Raw genomic sequence first — 18,601 nt, 5'->3', positions numbered from 1 at the left:
ATTAAAAACCTTGATATTAGCTTTTAAGCTTATTATAGACGTTTATAAGGGAGTGAAGAATTTAGTGTATATCCATAGACCAGCAAAAAGAATTATTACACCTCCAAGCAACCAAATCCACCAGGGATAAACATATCTAACTGTAACTGATGTGGAACTATATCCCTCTTTCAATTCTTTTCTAACCTGAATACTATCCTGTTTGAATTGAGTTCTGTAATAGGATTGCCAGCTATTAGATATAGAATCAATATTTGTTCTTAGTAATATCCTACCGTCTTTAATTGAATATTCTGTATAGTTGTTTCCAGATCCTACTTTTCCGGTCTGGTTAGAATCGCAGGGAATCTCAGTTTCAAAATATACTGGTTTCGTTTTTTCAATAACTCGATCTTTGAAAACCGTATCGATCTGTGTTCTATAGACTTCAACAGTATCAATTCGTAGGGTTTCCTGCTTTTCAGAAACTTCTTTTTTAGATCTGCAGCTAATGATCAGAAATAAAATTAAGATGTAGCCTATATATTTCATAGCCTTACTTTTCTATACAGATAATAAGCTAATCCTGCAGCAATTAAAAAGGTTAATATAGTTCCGATAATCTTCCAGGTACTATATCCACCTTCAAAAGTCATAAATCCTAATCCAAAGAAGGATATGACAGCAATCCCAGCTGCTAAAAAAATAAGGAATGCGATAATTACAATTGTGTTTTTACTCATGGTTTCTAGTTTTTTATTATTAATATTATTTTTTCTTGGAATAATTACATCTAAAATTCCCGAGAAATACCAGCTAATAATTAGATATCCTCCTAATAACATTGCTCCAGTTACTATTAATACGATCCAGTACCACTCCATAATTTATTTATTATGCAATCCAACGGTATTTCGTAGGAATGCGGTTAAGTAATTTTTTCTTTATTTCCCATACTTGAATAACACCGTCTTTGTCGATATCAAATAAGGGATTCCATTTACCAACTTTTTCAGCTGGTAGGTTTCTAGCGTGTAATGTCCAGCCTAAAGGCTTTCCAATAGCAGCTGGGAAGAATACAGCCAAATAAACATCCTGAATAGTGTTCATTTTGCCTATAAATGGCAGTAGGGCCTTATATACATAATCAAGCTGTTCAATACCGTCCATTCGTCTAAGTGCGGCTCTTGTAGTTCCAGCTTCTTTTGCTCGATCTCTACCAAATTGAATCAAACCAGTATATCCAAGGCTATTAGTTATAGATGGACTAAATGTTCCTGCGGTTTCCAGTTCCATAACCAACATAAGCCAGTCTGGAACAATGAGAAGATTCTGAGAAACCTTTTGGACCTTATCTACAAAGTCCTGGACTGAACATTTAATAACGTCAGCTTTTAATTTGTGACCGAATAATATTTCATTTGCTGTTACCATGGCTTATTTTTCTAATCTATATTTTCATTTTTACCATCTGATGAATACAAGTGCCCAAAAATGTTATTATAAAGCTGATCTAAAAGCTCTACGTGTGCAGGAACATCTTTCATCATACTTTTCATCAGCGGTATCATGGACTTAATGGTAGCTTGGGTATTCTGATTAATACTCTTTTCTTTTTGAAGTTCTTCTTCTACTACTTTTAGTTCGCCTTCCACTCTTTCCAGACGTTCAGAAAGAGCTTCTATTTTTTTTGTTGTGGCAGATCTATTCTCTTTCCACCATTCAATTAGAGCTGGTATTATTTTACCAAAACCCAAAGCAGTCAATATTCCACCTGCATAAGTAATTACGGTTATCCATATATCTTGCTTGTTCATTCGGGGGCATTTTACACGCTTATAGCGTTAAGGTTCATTTTTCTTCAAAGGCTTCTTTATAGGAAATAATCCCTGTGAGATATATTCCTAATCCTGCGGTAAATTCAGTTAGTGTTACTTTATCTATATAGACAAAGAACAAACCGACTACCACATAAGCGATTAATAAGCCTATTTTAATTTCTTTGCTCATTGTATTAATTTTTGAGATGGAGTATTATTATTTGCTTCTATTTCAGATGATACGCTTATAATATTATCCCCACGGCCAAAGTCATTTTCTATCACCTTTACATTCGTGCAATCCTTGAAATAACATGATGTTTTACTTTGGCTTCCCGATATTAGCTCTATGTTGTTTTCAATTAGCACGTCATCCCAAGCCATCATAGTAATAGATGCGATAGGGCTTCCAAAGCTCCAAGGGTGTATTCTCACATTATTTCTAAAAACCAATCCCTTTCTCCTTGTTTTTAAAAGGGAATCGTAACTAGTTAGGGTAGCACCTCCCGTTTGATATCTATTGTCCTCAAACACGATGTTCTCCATGTAGCCCCTACCCACCATTGCGAATACTGTCTGCATGGTTTCTATAACGCAATTCCTGACGGTTACATTTACAATCGAATCAAACTCCCTGTCGTTTTCCCAATCGATCCCTGCTCTCCTTCCTAATTCGATAACAACACCATCAACAACTACGTTCTTGATGTTCTTTCCCGCTATCCCTTGTCTACCTAACCGCTTTAAATGTCCCCCTTTTATAAGGATGTCGGTACTAGGGTTCAAGTAATCACCTCCTAGATAAATACCATCACCAAAAACACCATCTACCTCTACATCTTCAAAAGTGATGTGATTGGAGCTCTCAACTGCAAAAGCGTGTTCCTGTTCTGCATAGGATAGGTAAGCAGGGGCAGGACCAAACGCACCGCTATCCCTTCCATAAACCCACCAATCAGGCGTGAAGTCAGGGTCTAAGCCTACCTTGTCACCTATTACTTTATTAGAACCTTCAATCTTTGTTTTGATGAATTTCAGGTGAGACGAGTTGGTTATATAGATGTGCCTACGTAATGAAAGGTCGTTTTTACCAACATTTCCAACATGGTCTATCCATGGTCTTTTAGTATAAAAAGAACCGCCCCTTATTTCTAAATAATGCCTGTCATGGAATTTTACAATCCCTTTATTGAGCCTTGAAATATTCTCCCCTTCTGTCCAGAATCTACCCTCTGGCATTTGTATCACATTATAATATCCCGGGCTTCCATCAGGAACCGCATCAATTTGATTTTGAAGTGATATTGTCTGATCTTCATTCACATCGGAATTAAGCGTAATATGATAAACTTCGCCAATAGAATCTTTTGGTATATCGGGAACTTCAGGAATTATTAAAGTATCCTTTGGGTTTTCAGGTATGGTATCAGCTGGTATTTCAATACCATCATCTGCTGGAATAGGATTAGGTATTTCATCAAACTGATTAATTCCAAACCAACCTGCAATAACCACAAATAGTCCTGTAAATATTTTTTTTATGGTAGATTTAAATCTTGGAAATACAAAATATGCGATTATACATATCGCTAGAACTATCCCTATTATAATTAAAATTGTTTTCATTATGTATGATTTATAAAGTTTCTACTATTGGAGAAATAAATTCAGCCTCAACGGCATTTTTAAATGCTCCGTTTATAATGATATGCTTCATCTCTTTTTCAAAAATGAACCAGTCCCCTTTGATATCTTGTACAGGGTTGAAATATTGATTTTTACCAAATGTTGTATTTCCAATAGCCTGCTTCTGCCCTAATGTTAATTTATACCCTTTCATTATTCTAGTATTGTTCTAAGTCCAGCGAATTCTCCCGACATACTTGATCCAGCAAACCAATAAGCGAGTTCATTTGTGGAATACAAACTAACCGAACTATCTGAACTATTGATTTCTGCTAATATTCCTAATTCTGCATTAGGTATTGCTGATGAGGCATAACTTTGAAGTTGCGTAGATCCGCCATATCTCCACGTGTATTCAGTAGACACTGCTCGATCCATACCATTGATAGTATTGACGAGTTGTTGGTTGGCATTTGGTCCTTGTCCATCCGCTGTATTAACATTTAATCTTATAAAAACAGTGTTCCCCCGGTTCGCTATAACGTTAGTCCTGTTGATGCCATCAAAAGCACCAAAAAAAGTGGTTGTCTCTTGATTATTAGTAGTAGGAAGACAATAAATACCTGCATTGTTCAATTGGTAATTCCAAGTTCCTACAGATGGGTTATAAGCTGAATTGATATAAGCATTCGTACCATTACCTTTCACTCCTGTTGTATTCCATGTAAGGCTTCCAAATCCAGATACTTGTGATACTCTTTTCCAATCAATTAATTTGAATGAAGGATCAGCACTTCCTTTAAATTTGAAGAAACAGTCCATTTTTGCCCATGCTCCATTTGCTTTTAAGTCAAGTACTTTTTGATTATTAGCATCACTTTCTGCGGTCGAAGGCAATGGAATTGCATTCGCGGAAGCATAATCTAATACAGCCTGATAGTCGGCATCGTATGCTGAAGGGGTAGCCCCAGTTACCGCCCAATTTCTAGTATTTACATCCTTTAGATCATTAAACTGTGTCAAACACCTACCTGCAGGTGCAGCCAGATTATTGGAGTAATCCAGTATTCCTCCATTTATACCCGAAGCGTGAATAGCTATAATTAAGTCGGCTAAATCCTCAGCTCCTAGCTGGCAATTAGGGAAACGAACCTCAGCGCAATCTAGCAAGCTAGGTGTTATTAACTTAGTTAAAGGTTGATTTTGCGCTCTTATACGTCCTGTAGTAGTACTAAATTTTATATTAACATAGGTCAAGTCTAAATAAGTTAGGTCGGCATCCCTCCCAAAACTTGCTGAAAAACCAGACGGCCAAGCGTATAGCTGATTAAAATCTTGTCCTTCAGGAACCCCGGCTATATATACAGAATATTCTTCATTACCCGTGTTTTCAGAAAGGTTAAAAGAAAAATCATGCTCAAAAGAATCTTGAGTATTAAAAAGTTTAGTTCCAAGTATAGAACCATCAGGTCTTCTTACCTGAACCTTCGTATGCCATTTTGGATAAAAAAGCCGAAACCTGTCGAAACCCCAATCTGCAGACGAACTGTTTGTTTTACAAAACAGCCTATACCTAAACCCTAATTCGCTATCTACAATTCCAATATTCATTATATAGGTTTCGTTTGTCCGTATAACCCAGCTACTGTTGGAGATTCAAACCTCATCCCAAAAAATCCATGTTGGGGGATTTGCTTTGTTTGAGACGAAACCACATTTACTGTCATTCCAGTATCACCAACAACCGTTACAAAATCAGCCTTGCTCTTAGCATCGATTACATCGTCGGCTGCAAATAAATTAGCCGGGATTAAGAAGTTTATCGCATTATTAAATACAAGAAACTTATCCTTATCTTCTGCTATTGCAGTATATTGAGTAGTATTTGTAATTACTTTTGGAGGTTTTTCGCCCGAAACATCACCTTCTAAAAGAACTTTTTTGTAAACCCCATCCCTAAAAAGTGAGAAATCAAAATTTTGATTACCCGTAATACCACTTACTGTAGGTACTAATCTAAAGCTGGCTAAATCTGATCTATACACAAGCTGCATATGTGTGTTCGCAGCGTTTCCAAAATCTTTAACCAACAACTCTACTTCCCCTTCTTTTCTATACCTCGCATCCAATGCTGCCTGCAATCCAATAACAGAGCTAATCGGTATTTTAGTAGCGTTTAATTTTGAATAGCTCGCCTCTAAAGACTTGTCCCCACCTTTGAACAGATAGTGTGCTATATTCCCGTCTGCATCCGCTGCAAGTACAATAATATCACCTTGTTGAAAAGTGTAATTGGCATTATTGGTTGTAAAAGCAGATAAAGCATTCTCAGTAGCCTGAATTGTATCGGTAACAGCTAAATCTCCATATTGGCTTGAAACTATTTTCCCGTTGGAATCAAGTATCGCAACTCCGTTGGCAGCTCCTTTTTCAGTTAAGAGGATATAATCCCCAAATTTGGAGGTGTTACCGTCTATAAGATCTTTCAAAACACGTCCCTGATTTGCAGATAATGCTTTACCTATTTCGATGGAAACAAGATTATCTATTACCTCAATAAGAGTTGAAGTTTTAACCCAATCAGATCCTGTACCGGGTTCGGTATTTCTTCCGGTTACATTTACGTAATTCACATCATTATATGAACACGCATCTCCAATTCTAAAACGTTTCCTGGAAGACCAAAGAATGTTTTTATTCTGAATTTTGTTTTTGATCTGTGCCATCTTCAGGTTTAATTGATTCCGTTTCTTTTAAATATTTTTTATAGTTCTCGCTCCAGTCTCCCAGGTTCATTCTTTCCGCGACCTGTTCAAAGCTGGCCAGTGGAATATTCTTACCGGCTTCACCCAGCATGGCCCTTGCAGCATCTATTTCCTTTTTAGGATCTATATGTGGCATTCTGGAGCCTAAGAACCTTGAGGAAGCATACGCCTCCACTCCCAAATACTTCTTAGATTTTACCGCCTGTAAATAACCGGGGGCATCGATCTTGGATTTGATAATTTCCAGATGCAGCCATTCCTGATAAATGATCTGGTAGAAATCCTGTGTGTATTTATTGCGGTAAAAGAACATAAGATGCTCCCACGCACTTATAGCAGCCCTACTGGCTGAATAATTAGAATTATACATTTGAAGTGCCACTTCCGGCGGGATATCTACCGCTGCGGCCAGTGACTGAAATACCGCTTTCCAGAATTCCGGATAATTGATTTCCCCGGAAGATGAGGACGGACTTGTTAACTTAGAGCCTATAGGAAGGTTCACGGCCATCTTCCCGGTAGTACGGGTTATGTGATCTGCTTTTTTATCCCCTTCAGAATAAGGATCAAGTTCACCTCCGTTATTCCTGCCAAGGGATTTGGCCAGTCTTTGTGCCATTGGATTTTCGCCTGAGCTGTCCCTGGTATGTTCAATAGCATACGGGATTTTCGCCCGTTCTTCAGCAGAACCTACCGTAGCTTCGGTATAACGGTCCAGCTTATCTATTTTCTCTAAAATAGGGGCTAAGGCACCTATGCCCCGGTCATGATCTATGCGGTGCTTATCAAAATAAACCAGCCAGGCCATTTTGCGTTTTGTCTTTTCCCCATAAGCCGGGATCCTGACATATTCGCCTAACAGGCTTTTTTCAGTATATACCTTTACGAAATAAGCTACATGCCGTCCACGATCATCTTTTTCAATCCCGTTATTTATACTATTACCACGGGATTTAGCCTGCTTATGATGCTCATCTTCCAGGATTGGGGTTTGTACCTGCTGGCCATCTATAAGCTGTACATTCAATTCTGAATTTTCAACCCTGATAATTACCAGCACATCACCGCCTATAAATGAACTTTTAAGGGTGTCATTCCCCAGTTCATGCAGATTCTTTTCCCCTTTATAACAAACGCGCTTAGATTTGGCCCAAAGATTAAAACGTGCCTCTACATTCGCCTTAAAATCTTCAAGGTCATTATTAGCCCGAATAATTTTTTCACTCTCCAAAACCTTCAGTACCGGTTCCGATTGAAGCTTCAGGCCGGTACCAATTACCCACTTAAAGAATTTATTGGTAATGATCTTTACCACATCGCTTTTAAGATCGGCTTCATGAGACCTCAGCCTCAAACTGTGATAGTTAGGAATTACATTTTGAACCTCACCAAGTTCGTAAGGGGTTTTTTCACCATCAAAAACTGTGGTTCTTACCGGGTACATATTGGAATAATCCCGGCTTTCCCAGGTCATTTGTTTGGCTTTGGGCGGCCCTAATAAGAAATCTGATACTGTTTGTAAAAAACCCATACTTACCTTCTAAATGACCGGTTATCCCTTAACAGGAATGTTCTGCCGTTATAGCGATTCACATACATCTGCTTCATTCTTTCCAGTGCTTTTATACCGGAATCCACATCTCCAGGTGTCCTGTACCGGGTCCTGATCTTCATCTGCCCATCGTCCATCTGGTACTCTTCAATAGCAGTATTCTGTCCGGCTGCGTAATCTGCCAGGCTCAGGATCATGGCATCTATCAAAGCATCAATAGCAATGATCCTTGCCTCTAAGCTTTTCTTGGATTCAATGTATTGACGGGCTGTGCATTCCATACTTCAAATTTACCGGGAATGGCTGTAATTTTTTTCTAACCTATTTTACTATAAAACAGTATGTTATAATATTTTAATAAGTTATTAACTTAATTTTATCTTATCATTTTTGGCTGCACTTATATCGGTACTTATGGGTGTGGGTGTATAAGTACCACCCGCTGCAGTTATCCCGGTTGCGATCTTGGTAAGTTCTGCATTTATATCCTGATCCCTTACATCAAGTGCCTCTTTAAGCTTGTTGAAACGCACCGCAAAATCTAAATTTCCACCTATCTCAATGGTCTCATCATTCTTAAGCCAGATAAAAGAAGACAGCTCCCCGTTTTCCTTTAAGCTGAAAATCCTTTTTTCCCCAACTTTAGCGATTTGGGATTTATTGATATACCCCAAAATGATAGGCTCTCCATTTACACCGGTTTCGGCAAGTATCGCGGTCATATCCTTAATAGGATTAGAATCATCACCAAAGGGAGCCGATACCTTAGATGTTTTCGGGCCATACTGCAACACCTTCAGGATCCTTTTCCCATTTTCCAGTGTCCATTCTTTAACTTTCGCAAGGCTTATCATGAAAATATGTTTTTAGGCTGTTCCCCGGTGAAAGCTTCTGGTAACATTAGGGAAAGAACCATCTCATCACTATTATTCGTTTCTTTTACGACTACCGAACTTATCATAAAACGGGTATATTCAAATAGGAATATTTCATCATTCTTAACCTCAACAATGTCACCAGGTACCAGCTCTAAAACTTTGTTGGAGCTGATCGATACGGTGATATTCTTTAACTCTGCGGCAAGTTCGTTTTCCGCTGCAAGTTTTGTCGCGGTCTCAGTTCCTGAACTTAAAACCTGTACCGAAGGGCGGTAATCATTTACCAAGGGGTTACGGGTACTATCTACCGGGGAAATATTCCCGGAATCATCTGAAGGCTGCCTTAATACGGTGATCTTATCATGCAATCCCTGGCCCTGAACTCCAAGGTTCATTTCAATGCCGGTTTCCTTTTTAAACCGATGCTTTGGGGCTGACTTTGTGTTTGGCCTGAAATACAATAATTCCCCTTTTGGCGTATGAGATAGAACGATGTTTCGCTGACTGGCAATCTTAGCCAGATAATCCTTTATTTTTTCTGAAGGGCTTGCAACCGATTTTTCAAAGATCAAACCGGCATCTTTGGAGACCGCAGAATCTATCACTAATTTTAACTGGAAAGGAGATATAAGCCTTTCTGTAATATCCTGTAAGTTTCGGTTAAGCGATTCCAGCGGGTACTGATCATAGGCTATATTAGAATCCTCCAGCACACCGGGCAGAGAATAACCGGAAAGCTTCCACAGCTCCGGGCGGTCCTTAGAATTGAACGTATGGTTTACAATGGTACCTGTTAGCAGTAACTTATATTCATTGGTGAATATTTCCACCCGCGCATAAGACAAAGGTTTGAATACTTTTCTATGCAGGGGGTTTTCCGGGTTGTACCTTCCAACAAATGAAAATACCGATGCTACGCTATCAAGATTTAACGCATAGCTTACCTCATCAAAGAATTTTATAAAAGTACCGTTGATCTTAATTTTCATCTACTATGCAAAATATTTTATCTGTCTTCCCTTCTTTACTGAAAACAGCTCTTCATTTTTAATATTATTGATCTTTCGGAAACGCTCAAGGTTTTCATCGTTAATATCCAGCCCCAGGTACCGGTGCGTTAGAATGATGAGATTGGTAGCTTTTTCAGTATAAACAATACGTTCCTGTTTGGCTTCAAAGGCTAAGGTTTGAAGGCTTCCTATGGTATCTACTACCAGGTCATTCAGTGATAATTGTAAATTAACATCGGGGTTCCAGGTGTTTTCAATATCATACCGGCTCACCTGGGCGGCATCTAAAGTCTGTAAGTAGTTCCCGTGGACCTCAATAATAGCATTTACCACCTCATCTATGTCTGCACGGCTTATATAATCTAAAGCTACCGGATTTACCGCCGCTTCACATAAACAGGAAATAGCCGTTGCAGCCTGACTCTCGTACAGGAACTTATCACTTCTTTTTTCGGTATTTTCGAAAAGTGTCTGGATGCTGTTCTTTATAAAGTTCACTTTCCTTTTTACCGAAGCATCAAAACCTACAAAACTGGTAAATATGCCCTGCTGTTCCCTAATGGTAGCTTCCTGGGAACTTATAAGTTTATCTACAGATTTTACCGCAGTGTTGGCCGTATTCTCGTAATCTACCTTTTTGTCACCGGCCAGTTTGATAAGATCTGCTGCGATCTGGACAGTGGTCCTTTTGGTGGTAGCGATATCTGAAGTGGCTGGCTGAAATCCAAGATAGGTCTTAACAGCTTCTGAACGGACCAAAACAGATTTAGCCTGGATCCTGTCGGAAACTGAAATATCATCATCGGGATAATCTACGGAAATGCTTTCCCAGAATTCAACACTTATTTCAGTAATGTTATAATTTACATCATTGCGCTTTATGCTGATAGGCTGGCCGTTTATAATTCCATATATAGGATGTTCTATTTCCCATGCGCGCGAATCTTTGGAAGCATTTAAGAACGTCTTCACCTCATCCAGATGATCTTCACCCTGGAACCAGAATACCAAAGGATATTTACTGGATTGTGGTTTCTTTCGATCTACCAAAGTGCCTTCCAGATTTATAAAACTATACGCAGACGTATTGAATTCTATAGAAGATTCGCCCGGCTTCCATAGCGGCCTGAAAGTTTTACCGTCCCCGGTGGTGATCTTAAATATCCCGTTTTCTATTTTATCTTTCCAACTCATTTACGTAGTAATCTGTGAAATTGTTTTTCAGCGTTCTTCTTGTAGAAATTAAGCATCTGTTTACTGGCTAATTTCGCTGAAGGCTGCATAAAAGGTTTTTTGGTTACAGAAGATATTCTTGACTTTCTATACCTGTAAAGCGGGGTCAATTTGAACTTAATCTTTTTTGTCCTGATATTCTGCCTTACACTATCAATTTCAAATAAAGTTCCCTTTCCGCCCCGGTTGGTTATAAAATGTGAAGCTCCTAAACGGTTAGCAACCATTACCCTTGCAACCAGTCTACTTTTTCGGGTACCGCGGTTTCCACGTCCACGGATCCTGATTGTTTTCCCTAACCTGTCAAAACGGTGTTTCCTGCGTACCTTTTTATCATGGCTATTTGAAGTTCTGGACGTGTCCATGGGGATAAGCTTACGCCCCTGAATATTACCGCCGAATTCCTGCTTTTCCAGTCCTTCAGCAACCTTACTTCCTTTTCGGGAATTTATACCGGTAGTGGCTTTCATGCTTCGAAGGTCAAAACCTTTGGCTTTATCTACCGTGGAAAATGCCCTAAAGAAACTCTTTTGACGTGTGGTAAATTTTGACTTTGCCACTTTAGGTACCAGCGACTTTGTTTTAAAAGCAGTATCGTTCAACGTGCCGCGAACTGCCACCGGGAAAGCCGACCTGTGGAGCTTTTCCAGTTTCGCGGTGAGTTTAATTGCACCATCAGTATTTACATCAAAATTTGCCATGTTTTTTATTTAAAAAATCCAGTCTTTCCCGGTGCCAGTCTTACCATGATTTACAGGCAATGATTAGGTTAAAAAAATAAACCCCCTTACGACCTGAACTAACTTACGCATCACAGTGGCCTACATTAGCGACAACTAAGGATCTTTATCTCGTAAGGTTTTTATTCTGGAGCTTCAGTGAAATCTAAATAATAATCCTTCCCTTCTTTGAAAGCATTTTTAGCTTCACCTTTATCAATTTTTATATCTAAATTTCCTGAAGGTGTGTATTCAGAAAAACTTTCGTTTTCTTCACTTCCTGATGTAACTGCCATCATGTGAACAGTTTTAGATCCATCTTCATGTTTCTGGATATAATGGCAATTGAATTTTGCTCTTACTTTTTGTGACATAATTATATATTTAAGTTAATAACTTATTTAAACATTCCAATTTTTAGCAACTTCCCCATTCGTATAAAATACCTGCCCGTTGTAATTAAATATTATTCCCGCTACAGCATTATATTGTCCAAGTGAAGTGGAAGCTCCATTGCTTAAAGCATACCTTACCAGGCTTCCATCTGCAAAGGTTATCAGGTTCCCGTTCGAGATCACTGTATTTGTGGTCTTAAAATAACCCGGTTCCAGGCTTACCGACTGTGAAAATGTCAGCGAATCTGTAGCTGGATCGTACGCGAACTTATCCAGTTCAAAATCATTTGCAGATCGGTTGCTGGAATTGGTCATATAGATATATACCCCGTCCGTAAAAATATAGGGGCTGTTATCGGTGCCTTCAGTCATGGTAACACCGGTAACGGTGATCTCTTCAGCGGTATCAAGATCGGCCAAAGCGAATTGAAAGAACCTGTATTTTACCGCAGCGGTATCAAATGCCACACAAAACACGTGGGATTTTAAAACAAGAATCTCATTCACATATAGAGTGCTTACACTTGTTAACAGCCTGATGGACTGCTGTAAGTTCTTGATACTTGGCGTATCGGTTAAAATAGAACCTTCAGATTCATAATAGAGCGTATCGGTATTATTAAAAGCTAATGGATTTCCGAAAACAGGAAATACACCACCTGAAGTAACCGCCGTTGTAACCGCTGAAAAAGAATAGGCCCTAACCTCAGCCTGATCTATTACGATCAAAGCTTCATCTGAAGCATTAAAACCGGTGGGGGACTTAAAACTATATTCCGTTCCTGTAGAACCTTTAAAAGTGTAAGTCTGATTTTTATCGTAAGCCTCGCTCATTCGCGCGAATACCACGTACTTATCGGGTAAATTAGTGATATCCATGTTTATGATCCACTGGGTACCGGTCAAAGTGGTTACTTTCTCGATATCGTTCAGATCATTCACAAAATTTTTAAAAGCCTGTAAGATCTGGTAACCGGCCTGCTCTGAATCTTCTTGACCGCTGGGAGATATCCCGGAATCCTGAAGGATCTTATACATGTTCACCAAAACATCACCGTAAATTTCCCTTACTACAGGAGTTCCCGGTTCCGTTTCGGTCTCATTCTTTATATTTCCAAAAGGCCATTTTGAACTATCCGTATCCTGTGGAACAGGTAATTGATTTAATGTTTTCATAGCTGTATTACGTCTATATGAATTTTTAAATTATGAGCACCGGCACCGGTTTCTTCGGTGTATATATCTGCTTCCGTTTTACTGAAGGGTTTCCAAACAACAGGATGTATATCATTATCAATCTGAATATTCCCCTGGGATTGGACTGAAAGGTTCAGTTTATAGTCCAGGGAGTCCATAGCATTTTTAAATTGTACCCTTGTAATTTCACCGTTACTGGTTCTTTCAACAACCCTGGCAGATGTAATATCCCCACTCACCACAAAAGTTTGACCTACTGAAGTTCCATCGACCTCAACCCCCGAATAAGAACCTATATTTCTTAACCTGGAATTACCGATATTATTCAGTATTTCTTTATCTTCTTTACTTAATAGTCCGTTTTGTGTACCTGAAGCCAGGTAATTAATAGATTGAGTTCCATTTACCCTTTTCGAAAAAACCGCTTTATTGGATTTTGGAGTAGTCCCTGCGGTTTCTATATCCCCGGCATCCTCTTCTGCCTGGGTTGCTTTCTTTAGAAAATTGTAAAATTTTGCAATGGCATCAAAGCTGGTAAAATCGGCTAAACGGATAAAGGAAATATTATCTGCATTATTAATTACACGTACATATTCCCCTGCCTTAAAATCCCCTTCAAAAACAGCGGCTTTTGTACTGTTATCCAAGGTACCTTTTACCGTACTGGCCGTTGCAGGTTTATTCAAAGCAGCTTTACATATAAAGCTTTCCCCAGATTTTAATTTTCCTATTTTAATAGGGATATTCAATACATCACCTGTGGCAGTAAGGGACAGAATAAAGTCATTCTTAGATGCCAGGGCCATTAAAGCATCAATTAACTGGTAACCGTTGGTTTCATTATCCGGTAAGCCGTTGTATTTGATATCGTACAGGTGCATCAGTTTTGCCAGGGTCTGATGTATGTCCCCATACACAAACTCACTTACCGGTGTACCTCCGCCTGCGCCTGTATTATCTTTGATCCTGCCCTCCAGGTAACCGGGATCTGAAAGATCAATATTTTGTAAAACCTTTTTTGTACGTGCCATATTAGTTGTAATTGATAAATAAAAATGCAACTGTGTGGGCCGGTTTCAATTTTAAAACCAACTCCCTAAATTCTTTTTGCCTGTTTTCCGGAATGCTGGCCATCTGCCCTAATGTTTCCCCGCCGATAAAAAAAGTGGCCCAAAGATTAGCATCCCCAACGCCATAATTATCATTGCTTATCCTGTTTGCGATCACTTCAAAACCTGCGGAACCATGCTGAATACCTTCCCCGTGTTGGGTTTCTTCCCCGTGCTGAGTAGGTTCAAATCCCAAATCTATAATATCGTCCGGTTGTTTATAAACAAGCTCCCCGTTCTCCATAAATCCGTTCTCATGGATATACACCTGGAAACCGGCAATTTGTAACTGGTTCTGTATAAATAAAGGATGCTGCCTGTTCTTCTGGTTGGAAGGATAGGCCATTTTTCTTTTTATAGCTTGTTTCCGGGCTTCCAACGGGATTGGTGGGTTTACCGTTAATCCTAATCTATACTCCCATAGTTCGGCATCCTGTGCGGTGAAATTGCCATTATCCGGTATATTGGAATCCAATGTTAACCGGGATTCATTTACCAGCCTTAGAAATGAAACATTCAATCCTTCATGCAGCCTTTCAAAAACTCCATTTTCAGGAAGTACAAATGCACGGCCAGTGGGATATAGATCATCCACTAAATTCATAAATATATCGGTATAACTGAACTCTTCAGTCTGCGGATATTTATGAGGGGTTTTAGACCCGTGCGGGGTCTTATATCCAAATTGCGTACTATTTGCCGTTGTTTCGTACATTACAAATAATTTATATCCCTTAAATACGGAATGTCAGCACCTGAAAACTGATTTGCAGTCATTGGAACACCGTCCACTTTTACCACAAAATCTGTAAAGAAATTGGAGCTTTCCAAAACATCTGTCACCACGCTCTGAAGCCTGGCCGCATAGAGAATATCATTCTTATTCCTTAACAGGTCGGCACCGTCTATAAACGGGCGTACCGTTCGGATATATTCCCTGATATTGGTCTGAATACCATCCTGTATAGAAGTAGTATTTTCATTAAGCCCGGTTATGTCCACATCTACCGGTCTCAGAACAATCGGTAAAACTTCAAGTGCTGCCTGTATAGGACGGCGGCCCCGTTCAAATACCGGTTTACTTTCGTCCGGGTCCTGTTCAACAACCGCAGCGACCTCATCCAGTAAAGCCTGTGAAGGCGTTCCTAGTGTATCTGTAGAATCTTCTATAGTGGCTTCTACAAATACCTGTACCGTTCCTGCATTCGTGTTTTTTACATAAGGATATACCCTACGTACTCCCTGAGCATCTTTGGCCCAAATCATATAATCTGTCTTTGCCCCGCCCTGTGGTTCCAATTGTATAGCATCCAGAATAGCCTGCCTGTAATCTTCTACAGATTCCGGTGCTTTTGGCTGCGCAACAACCTCAGCAACTGTTACGGTCTTTTCCACACCAATTACCGGCTCTGTGATCGTAAGCTCATTACCTATCTCCAGGTCATATTCCACACCTCCCTTAAGGGAACGTATTTCAATAATATCATTGGTACCGGTCATGATATATTCCGCATCGGTAACAAATAACTGGCCGGGATTCTTTGCATCATCATTTGATTTAAAAGTCAGGCCGGAACGGATCACCGAACCATTCACACCGGTAAGCGAAATATTAAATACCCCCGCGGCTGCCGGGTTAGGATCCCGGTTTAAATAGATACGGCCAAACCTTTCCAGTTCCCCACCGTTTACGGCCAGATCTGCCGTATCTGGGAAAAGGTTATTCTGAATATCTGCCAGGTATAAATATGCCAGTTTGAACTGGGCAGCAGAAACCGCGGAAAAAGCAGCTAATACTTTCCGTAACTGATCGTCTGAAAGATTTAATTTAGATTTTAAATCTTTTGAAATCTGATCGTTTAACTGTTGTATGGTAGGTGTTGGGTTCATATTTGTTCTTCAATTACTATTTCCTGCTTTGCATTATTCCAGATAAACTGAAGTTCCCCCTGCTCATTATTATTTAATCCTGAAAGGTAAACGGTGACTTTCAGCCTGCTTTCCGAAAGGATGAAAACCTCAACATCCGTATTTACTATACCGTTTAAAACTTCCAGGTCTTTTTTCGCGGCGTTCTCAATTTCAATACGCCCGGAACTATTATAAACGGTTTCTCCCAACGCTCTTTCCAGATTGCTGTTAAACTGCTTTGCCGGTTGACCGTTAAACAGCAGGGAATTTGCCCAATAATCAAAACGCTGCTGATCTGGTAATTCATTGCCTTTGGTATTGGCTTGCAGGTTACCACCGAAAAAAGCAAGGTACACCTGGTTAAAAAGTATTTCAGTTAACACAAGGTCCCCGGAAATGATTTTCATTTCCCCGCCGGTACCGTTTTCGTATAGTAGGATATCCTTGCTCATTATCTACGTCCCTGTGTTGTTGTTACCAGTGGAAAATCAAAGTTCCCGGATTGTTCCACATCTTTTACATTATTGCCGGGGTCATTAAGGTTTACATCCAGCCTGCCACGTTGTACGGTTTCCCTGGTGATCTCTGAACTTGTTTGTGTAGTACTTGGAAGTACTCCGTTTCCATTATTATTAACATTCAAGTCGCCGGTTATATTTCCAATTTCTTCAAGTCCCATGGAAGCCAGTTTCCCAACTTTCCCCGGAAGCATGGACAGCAGTTTTAATAAGCCGGTAATGGGCATCAATAAATATTTCAAAACACTTTGCCCTATATCCATAAAGAAAGCTTTGAAATCGAACTCGCTAAAGAAATCTGTAACACCGCCCCAAAGTTTTGAAATCCATTTAGTGAACTGCTCCCATTTCTTACCAAACCAGTCTGTAATTGTGGACCAGTTTTTAATTATTAGAATAAGCCCTACAATTCCCGCTACAATAGCCAGAATAGGCCATAAACTTAAATTCATTGCCACACCAAAAGCGGTAGTGGCGGCTGTAGCGATCCAGGTCCATGCAGCACCGGCGGCCATAGCAACTTTATAAGCTCCCTGAGCTACGGTATTTCCTATTAAGGCACGTTTGTTCTTTTGAGTTATTGCGGTATTTATACCTAATACCACATTATAGGCTGCAGTCGCTATTTTAGTTCCCCAGACAATAGCTTTCAAAGCTACATACATCCCCACCAAAGCAACCCCGGAAACAACTACCATATCCATATTATCTGCAACAAAGAATAGTGTTTTTTGAAGGTAATCCAGACCGGAACCTGCGGTAGCCTGTTTTAAAATAACATTGGTAAACTCATCTTTAATATCTGCCAGACCCGTTTTAACCGTTTTACTGGCTGCATCAAATTCTTTATTTAAAGCGGTGTTTTTATTCCATTCGTCACTGGATTGCTTCAGCTTATCATTCAGTAAATCGAAATTGGTAGCTAATGGGACAATACCTTTTGAAACAGTCTCCCCGCTTAATCCAACATCACTAAGTGCCTTTGCTACACTACCACCTTCATTGCTTATCCTGTTCAATCCTTTGATGAACATGGTAAATGCTTTCTGAGGATCTTCTGCAAATGCTTTCTGAACTTCGCTGGAAGTCATTCCCATTACCTTACCGTAATTACGTAAGGTTTTACCGCCCTGTATGGTAGCCATTTCAATTCCACGAAATACTTTACCAACAGCGGTACCGGCTGCTTCAGGTCTAACATCCAAAGATTTTAAAGTAGTGGAAATTCCAAGTATTTCTTTTGCCTGAAGTTTGTATGCAGCGGTGGCACGGCCTACTTCACTTGCTACAGATAAAATTTCACTTTCGGTAGCGGCTGAAGAGTTACCTAAACCAACAATAGAAGCCCCAAACTGATCTATTACCCCTACACCTTCACCGGTTATATTTAATAACCTGGCTATGGAAGCGGCACCTTCTTCACCTGCGATATCTGAAGATTTTTCAAGCTTGGCCATAGTCTCTGAAAATATCAGGATATTCTTAGATCCTGTAACTCCTAACTGACCTGCGGCCTGTGCAACATCGGTAAGACTAGAAGCGGAAATTCCCCGCATTTCTTTGGATAGATCCAGAATGTCATCACTTAATGTATCCAGGTCTTTACCTACAATACCGGTAGTTTTAGAAACTCCTACCAGTCCCGTCTCATAATCTGTGACATCGTTAAAAGCATTGGTGAACATCGTTCCCAATGTGAGACCTAATGCCAATGCACCTAAACTTCCTAATTTTCTAAACGAACGGGATACTTTATGATCAAACCTGTCAATGTCCGCACCGGAATTCTTGGCAAACCTGGAAACTCCAGATGTCATTTGCTTCATAACAGCCGAGAACTTATCGCGAGCTGTAAAAACCGTGGGGACTTTAATTTCAGCGGCCATTGA

Annotated in this window: 22 protein-coding genes; all 22 read right to left on the bottom strand. The window is 39.7% G+C overall.

Annotated elements, in window-relative coordinates:
- Nucleotides 1–42 precede the first annotated feature (42 nt).
- Nucleotides 43–531 carry a hypothetical protein gene (locus tag Q1K34_RS15265; RefSeq protein ID WP_300440762.1) on the bottom strand — a complete coding sequence of 163 codons (489 nt, stop codon included), beginning with the start codon at nt 529–531 and terminating at the stop codon, nt 43–45.
- On the bottom strand, nt 528–863 hold the full coding sequence (locus tag Q1K34_RS15260) for a hypothetical protein (protein ID WP_300440760.1): 336 nt from the start codon (nt 861–863) through the stop codon (nt 528–530). Before Q1K34_RS15260 ends, Q1K34_RS15265 begins: the two co-directional genes overlap by 4 nt.
- Before the next feature lie 10 nt (nt 864–873).
- Entirely contained in the window at nt 874–1,413 is a 540-nt protein-coding gene (locus Q1K34_RS15255) for a hypothetical protein (protein ID WP_300440757.1), read from the bottom strand.
- An 11-nt stretch (nt 1,414–1,424) separates the two neighbouring features.
- Nucleotides 1,425–1,796 carry a hypothetical protein gene (locus Q1K34_RS15250; protein WP_300440755.1) on the bottom strand — a complete coding sequence of 124 codons (372 nt, stop codon included), beginning with the start codon at nt 1,794–1,796 and terminating at the stop codon, nt 1,425–1,427.
- Between the two features lie 34 nt (nt 1,797–1,830).
- On the bottom strand, nt 1,831–1,989 hold the full coding sequence (locus Q1K34_RS15245) for a hypothetical protein (RefSeq protein ID WP_300440752.1): 159 nt from the start codon (nt 1,987–1,989) through the stop codon (nt 1,831–1,833).
- Nucleotides 1,986–3,425, bottom strand: coding sequence for a right-handed parallel beta-helix repeat-containing protein (locus Q1K34_RS15240; protein ID WP_300440749.1), 1,440 nt, complete (start codon nt 3,423–3,425; stop codon nt 1,986–1,988). Before Q1K34_RS15240 ends, Q1K34_RS15245 begins: the two co-directional genes overlap by 4 nt.
- A 10-nt stretch (nt 3,426–3,435) precedes the next feature.
- Entirely contained in the window at nt 3,436–3,639 is a 204-nt protein-coding gene (locus Q1K34_RS15235; RefSeq protein WP_300440745.1) for a hypothetical protein, read from the bottom strand.
- The gene (locus Q1K34_RS15230; RefSeq protein ID WP_300440742.1) at nt 3,639–5,036 is read right to left on the bottom strand and encodes a hypothetical protein; all 1,398 of its coding nucleotides are present in this window, start codon (nt 5,034–5,036) and stop codon (nt 3,639–3,641) included. The genes Q1K34_RS15235 and Q1K34_RS15230 overlap by 1 nt, the downstream gene beginning before the upstream one ends.
- Nucleotides 5,036–6,151, bottom strand: coding sequence for a hypothetical protein (locus Q1K34_RS15225; RefSeq protein WP_300440739.1), 1,116 nt, complete (start codon nt 6,149–6,151; stop codon nt 5,036–5,038). The genes Q1K34_RS15230 and Q1K34_RS15225 overlap by 1 nt, the downstream gene beginning before the upstream one ends.
- A complete protein-coding gene (locus Q1K34_RS15220; RefSeq protein WP_300440736.1) occupies nt 6,120–7,721 on the bottom strand; it encodes a phage portal protein in 1,602 nt (533 codons plus the stop codon). Before Q1K34_RS15220 ends, Q1K34_RS15225 begins: the two co-directional genes overlap by 32 nt.
- 2 nt (nt 7,722–7,723) lie before the next feature.
- The gene (locus Q1K34_RS15215) at nt 7,724–8,023 is read right to left on the bottom strand and encodes a hypothetical protein (RefSeq protein WP_300440733.1); all 300 of its coding nucleotides are present in this window, start codon (nt 8,021–8,023) and stop codon (nt 7,724–7,726) included.
- Between the two features lie 84 nt (nt 8,024–8,107).
- Nucleotides 8,108–8,596 carry a hypothetical protein gene (locus tag Q1K34_RS15210; protein ID WP_300440730.1) on the bottom strand — a complete coding sequence of 163 codons (489 nt, stop codon included), beginning with the start codon at nt 8,594–8,596 and terminating at the stop codon, nt 8,108–8,110.
- Nucleotides 8,593–9,609: a hypothetical protein gene (locus Q1K34_RS15205; protein ID WP_300440727.1), complete on the bottom strand. Its 1,017-nt coding sequence runs from the start codon at nt 9,607–9,609 to the stop codon at nt 8,593–8,595. The genes Q1K34_RS15210 and Q1K34_RS15205 overlap by 4 nt, the downstream gene beginning before the upstream one ends.
- 3 nt (nt 9,610–9,612) lie before the next feature.
- Nucleotides 9,613–10,824, bottom strand: coding sequence for a hypothetical protein (locus Q1K34_RS15200; protein WP_300440724.1), 1,212 nt, complete (start codon nt 10,822–10,824; stop codon nt 9,613–9,615).
- Nucleotides 10,821–11,564, bottom strand: coding sequence for a hypothetical protein (locus Q1K34_RS15195; protein ID WP_300440722.1), 744 nt, complete (start codon nt 11,562–11,564; stop codon nt 10,821–10,823). Before Q1K34_RS15195 ends, Q1K34_RS15200 begins: the two co-directional genes overlap by 4 nt.
- A gap of 161 nt (nt 11,565–11,725) precedes the next feature.
- Complete coding sequence (locus tag Q1K34_RS15190) at nt 11,726–11,956, bottom strand: hypothetical protein (protein WP_300440720.1); 231 nt, start codon at nt 11,954–11,956, stop codon at nt 11,726–11,728.
- 27 nt (nt 11,957–11,983) lie between these two features.
- The gene (locus Q1K34_RS15185; RefSeq protein WP_300440717.1) at nt 11,984–13,153 is read right to left on the bottom strand and encodes a hypothetical protein; all 1,170 of its coding nucleotides are present in this window, start codon (nt 13,151–13,153) and stop codon (nt 11,984–11,986) included.
- On the bottom strand, nt 13,150–14,205 hold the full coding sequence (locus Q1K34_RS15180) for a hypothetical protein (protein WP_300440714.1): 1,056 nt from the start codon (nt 14,203–14,205) through the stop codon (nt 13,150–13,152). Before Q1K34_RS15180 ends, Q1K34_RS15185 begins: the two co-directional genes overlap by 4 nt.
- A gap of 1 nt (nt 14,206) precedes the next feature.
- Nucleotides 14,207–14,998 (bottom strand): hypothetical protein, encoded by a 792-nt coding sequence (locus Q1K34_RS15175; protein WP_300440712.1) that lies wholly within the window; start codon nt 14,996–14,998, stop codon nt 14,207–14,209.
- Nucleotides 14,998–16,173, bottom strand: coding sequence for a baseplate J/gp47 family protein (locus tag Q1K34_RS15170; RefSeq protein WP_300440710.1), 1,176 nt, complete (start codon nt 16,171–16,173; stop codon nt 14,998–15,000). The genes Q1K34_RS15175 and Q1K34_RS15170 overlap by 1 nt, the downstream gene beginning before the upstream one ends.
- A complete protein-coding gene (locus Q1K34_RS15165; protein WP_300440707.1) occupies nt 16,170–16,646 on the bottom strand; it encodes a hypothetical protein in 477 nt (158 codons plus the stop codon). The genes Q1K34_RS15170 and Q1K34_RS15165 overlap by 4 nt, the downstream gene beginning before the upstream one ends.
- Complete coding sequence (locus Q1K34_RS15160) at nt 16,646–18,598, bottom strand: phage tail tape measure protein (RefSeq protein ID WP_300440704.1); 1,953 nt, start codon at nt 18,596–18,598, stop codon at nt 16,646–16,648. The genes Q1K34_RS15165 and Q1K34_RS15160 overlap by 1 nt, the downstream gene beginning before the upstream one ends.
- Nucleotides 18,599–18,601: the final 3 nt, after the last annotated feature.

The sequence above is a fragment of the Christiangramia sp. genome, assembly GCF_029937855.1.
Classification (GTDB): domain Bacteria; phylum Bacteroidota; class Bacteroidia; order Flavobacteriales; family Flavobacteriaceae; genus Christiangramia.
The sequence above is the reverse complement of the archived record's forward strand: the minus strand, read 5'-3'. Positions and strand labels throughout refer to the sequence as shown.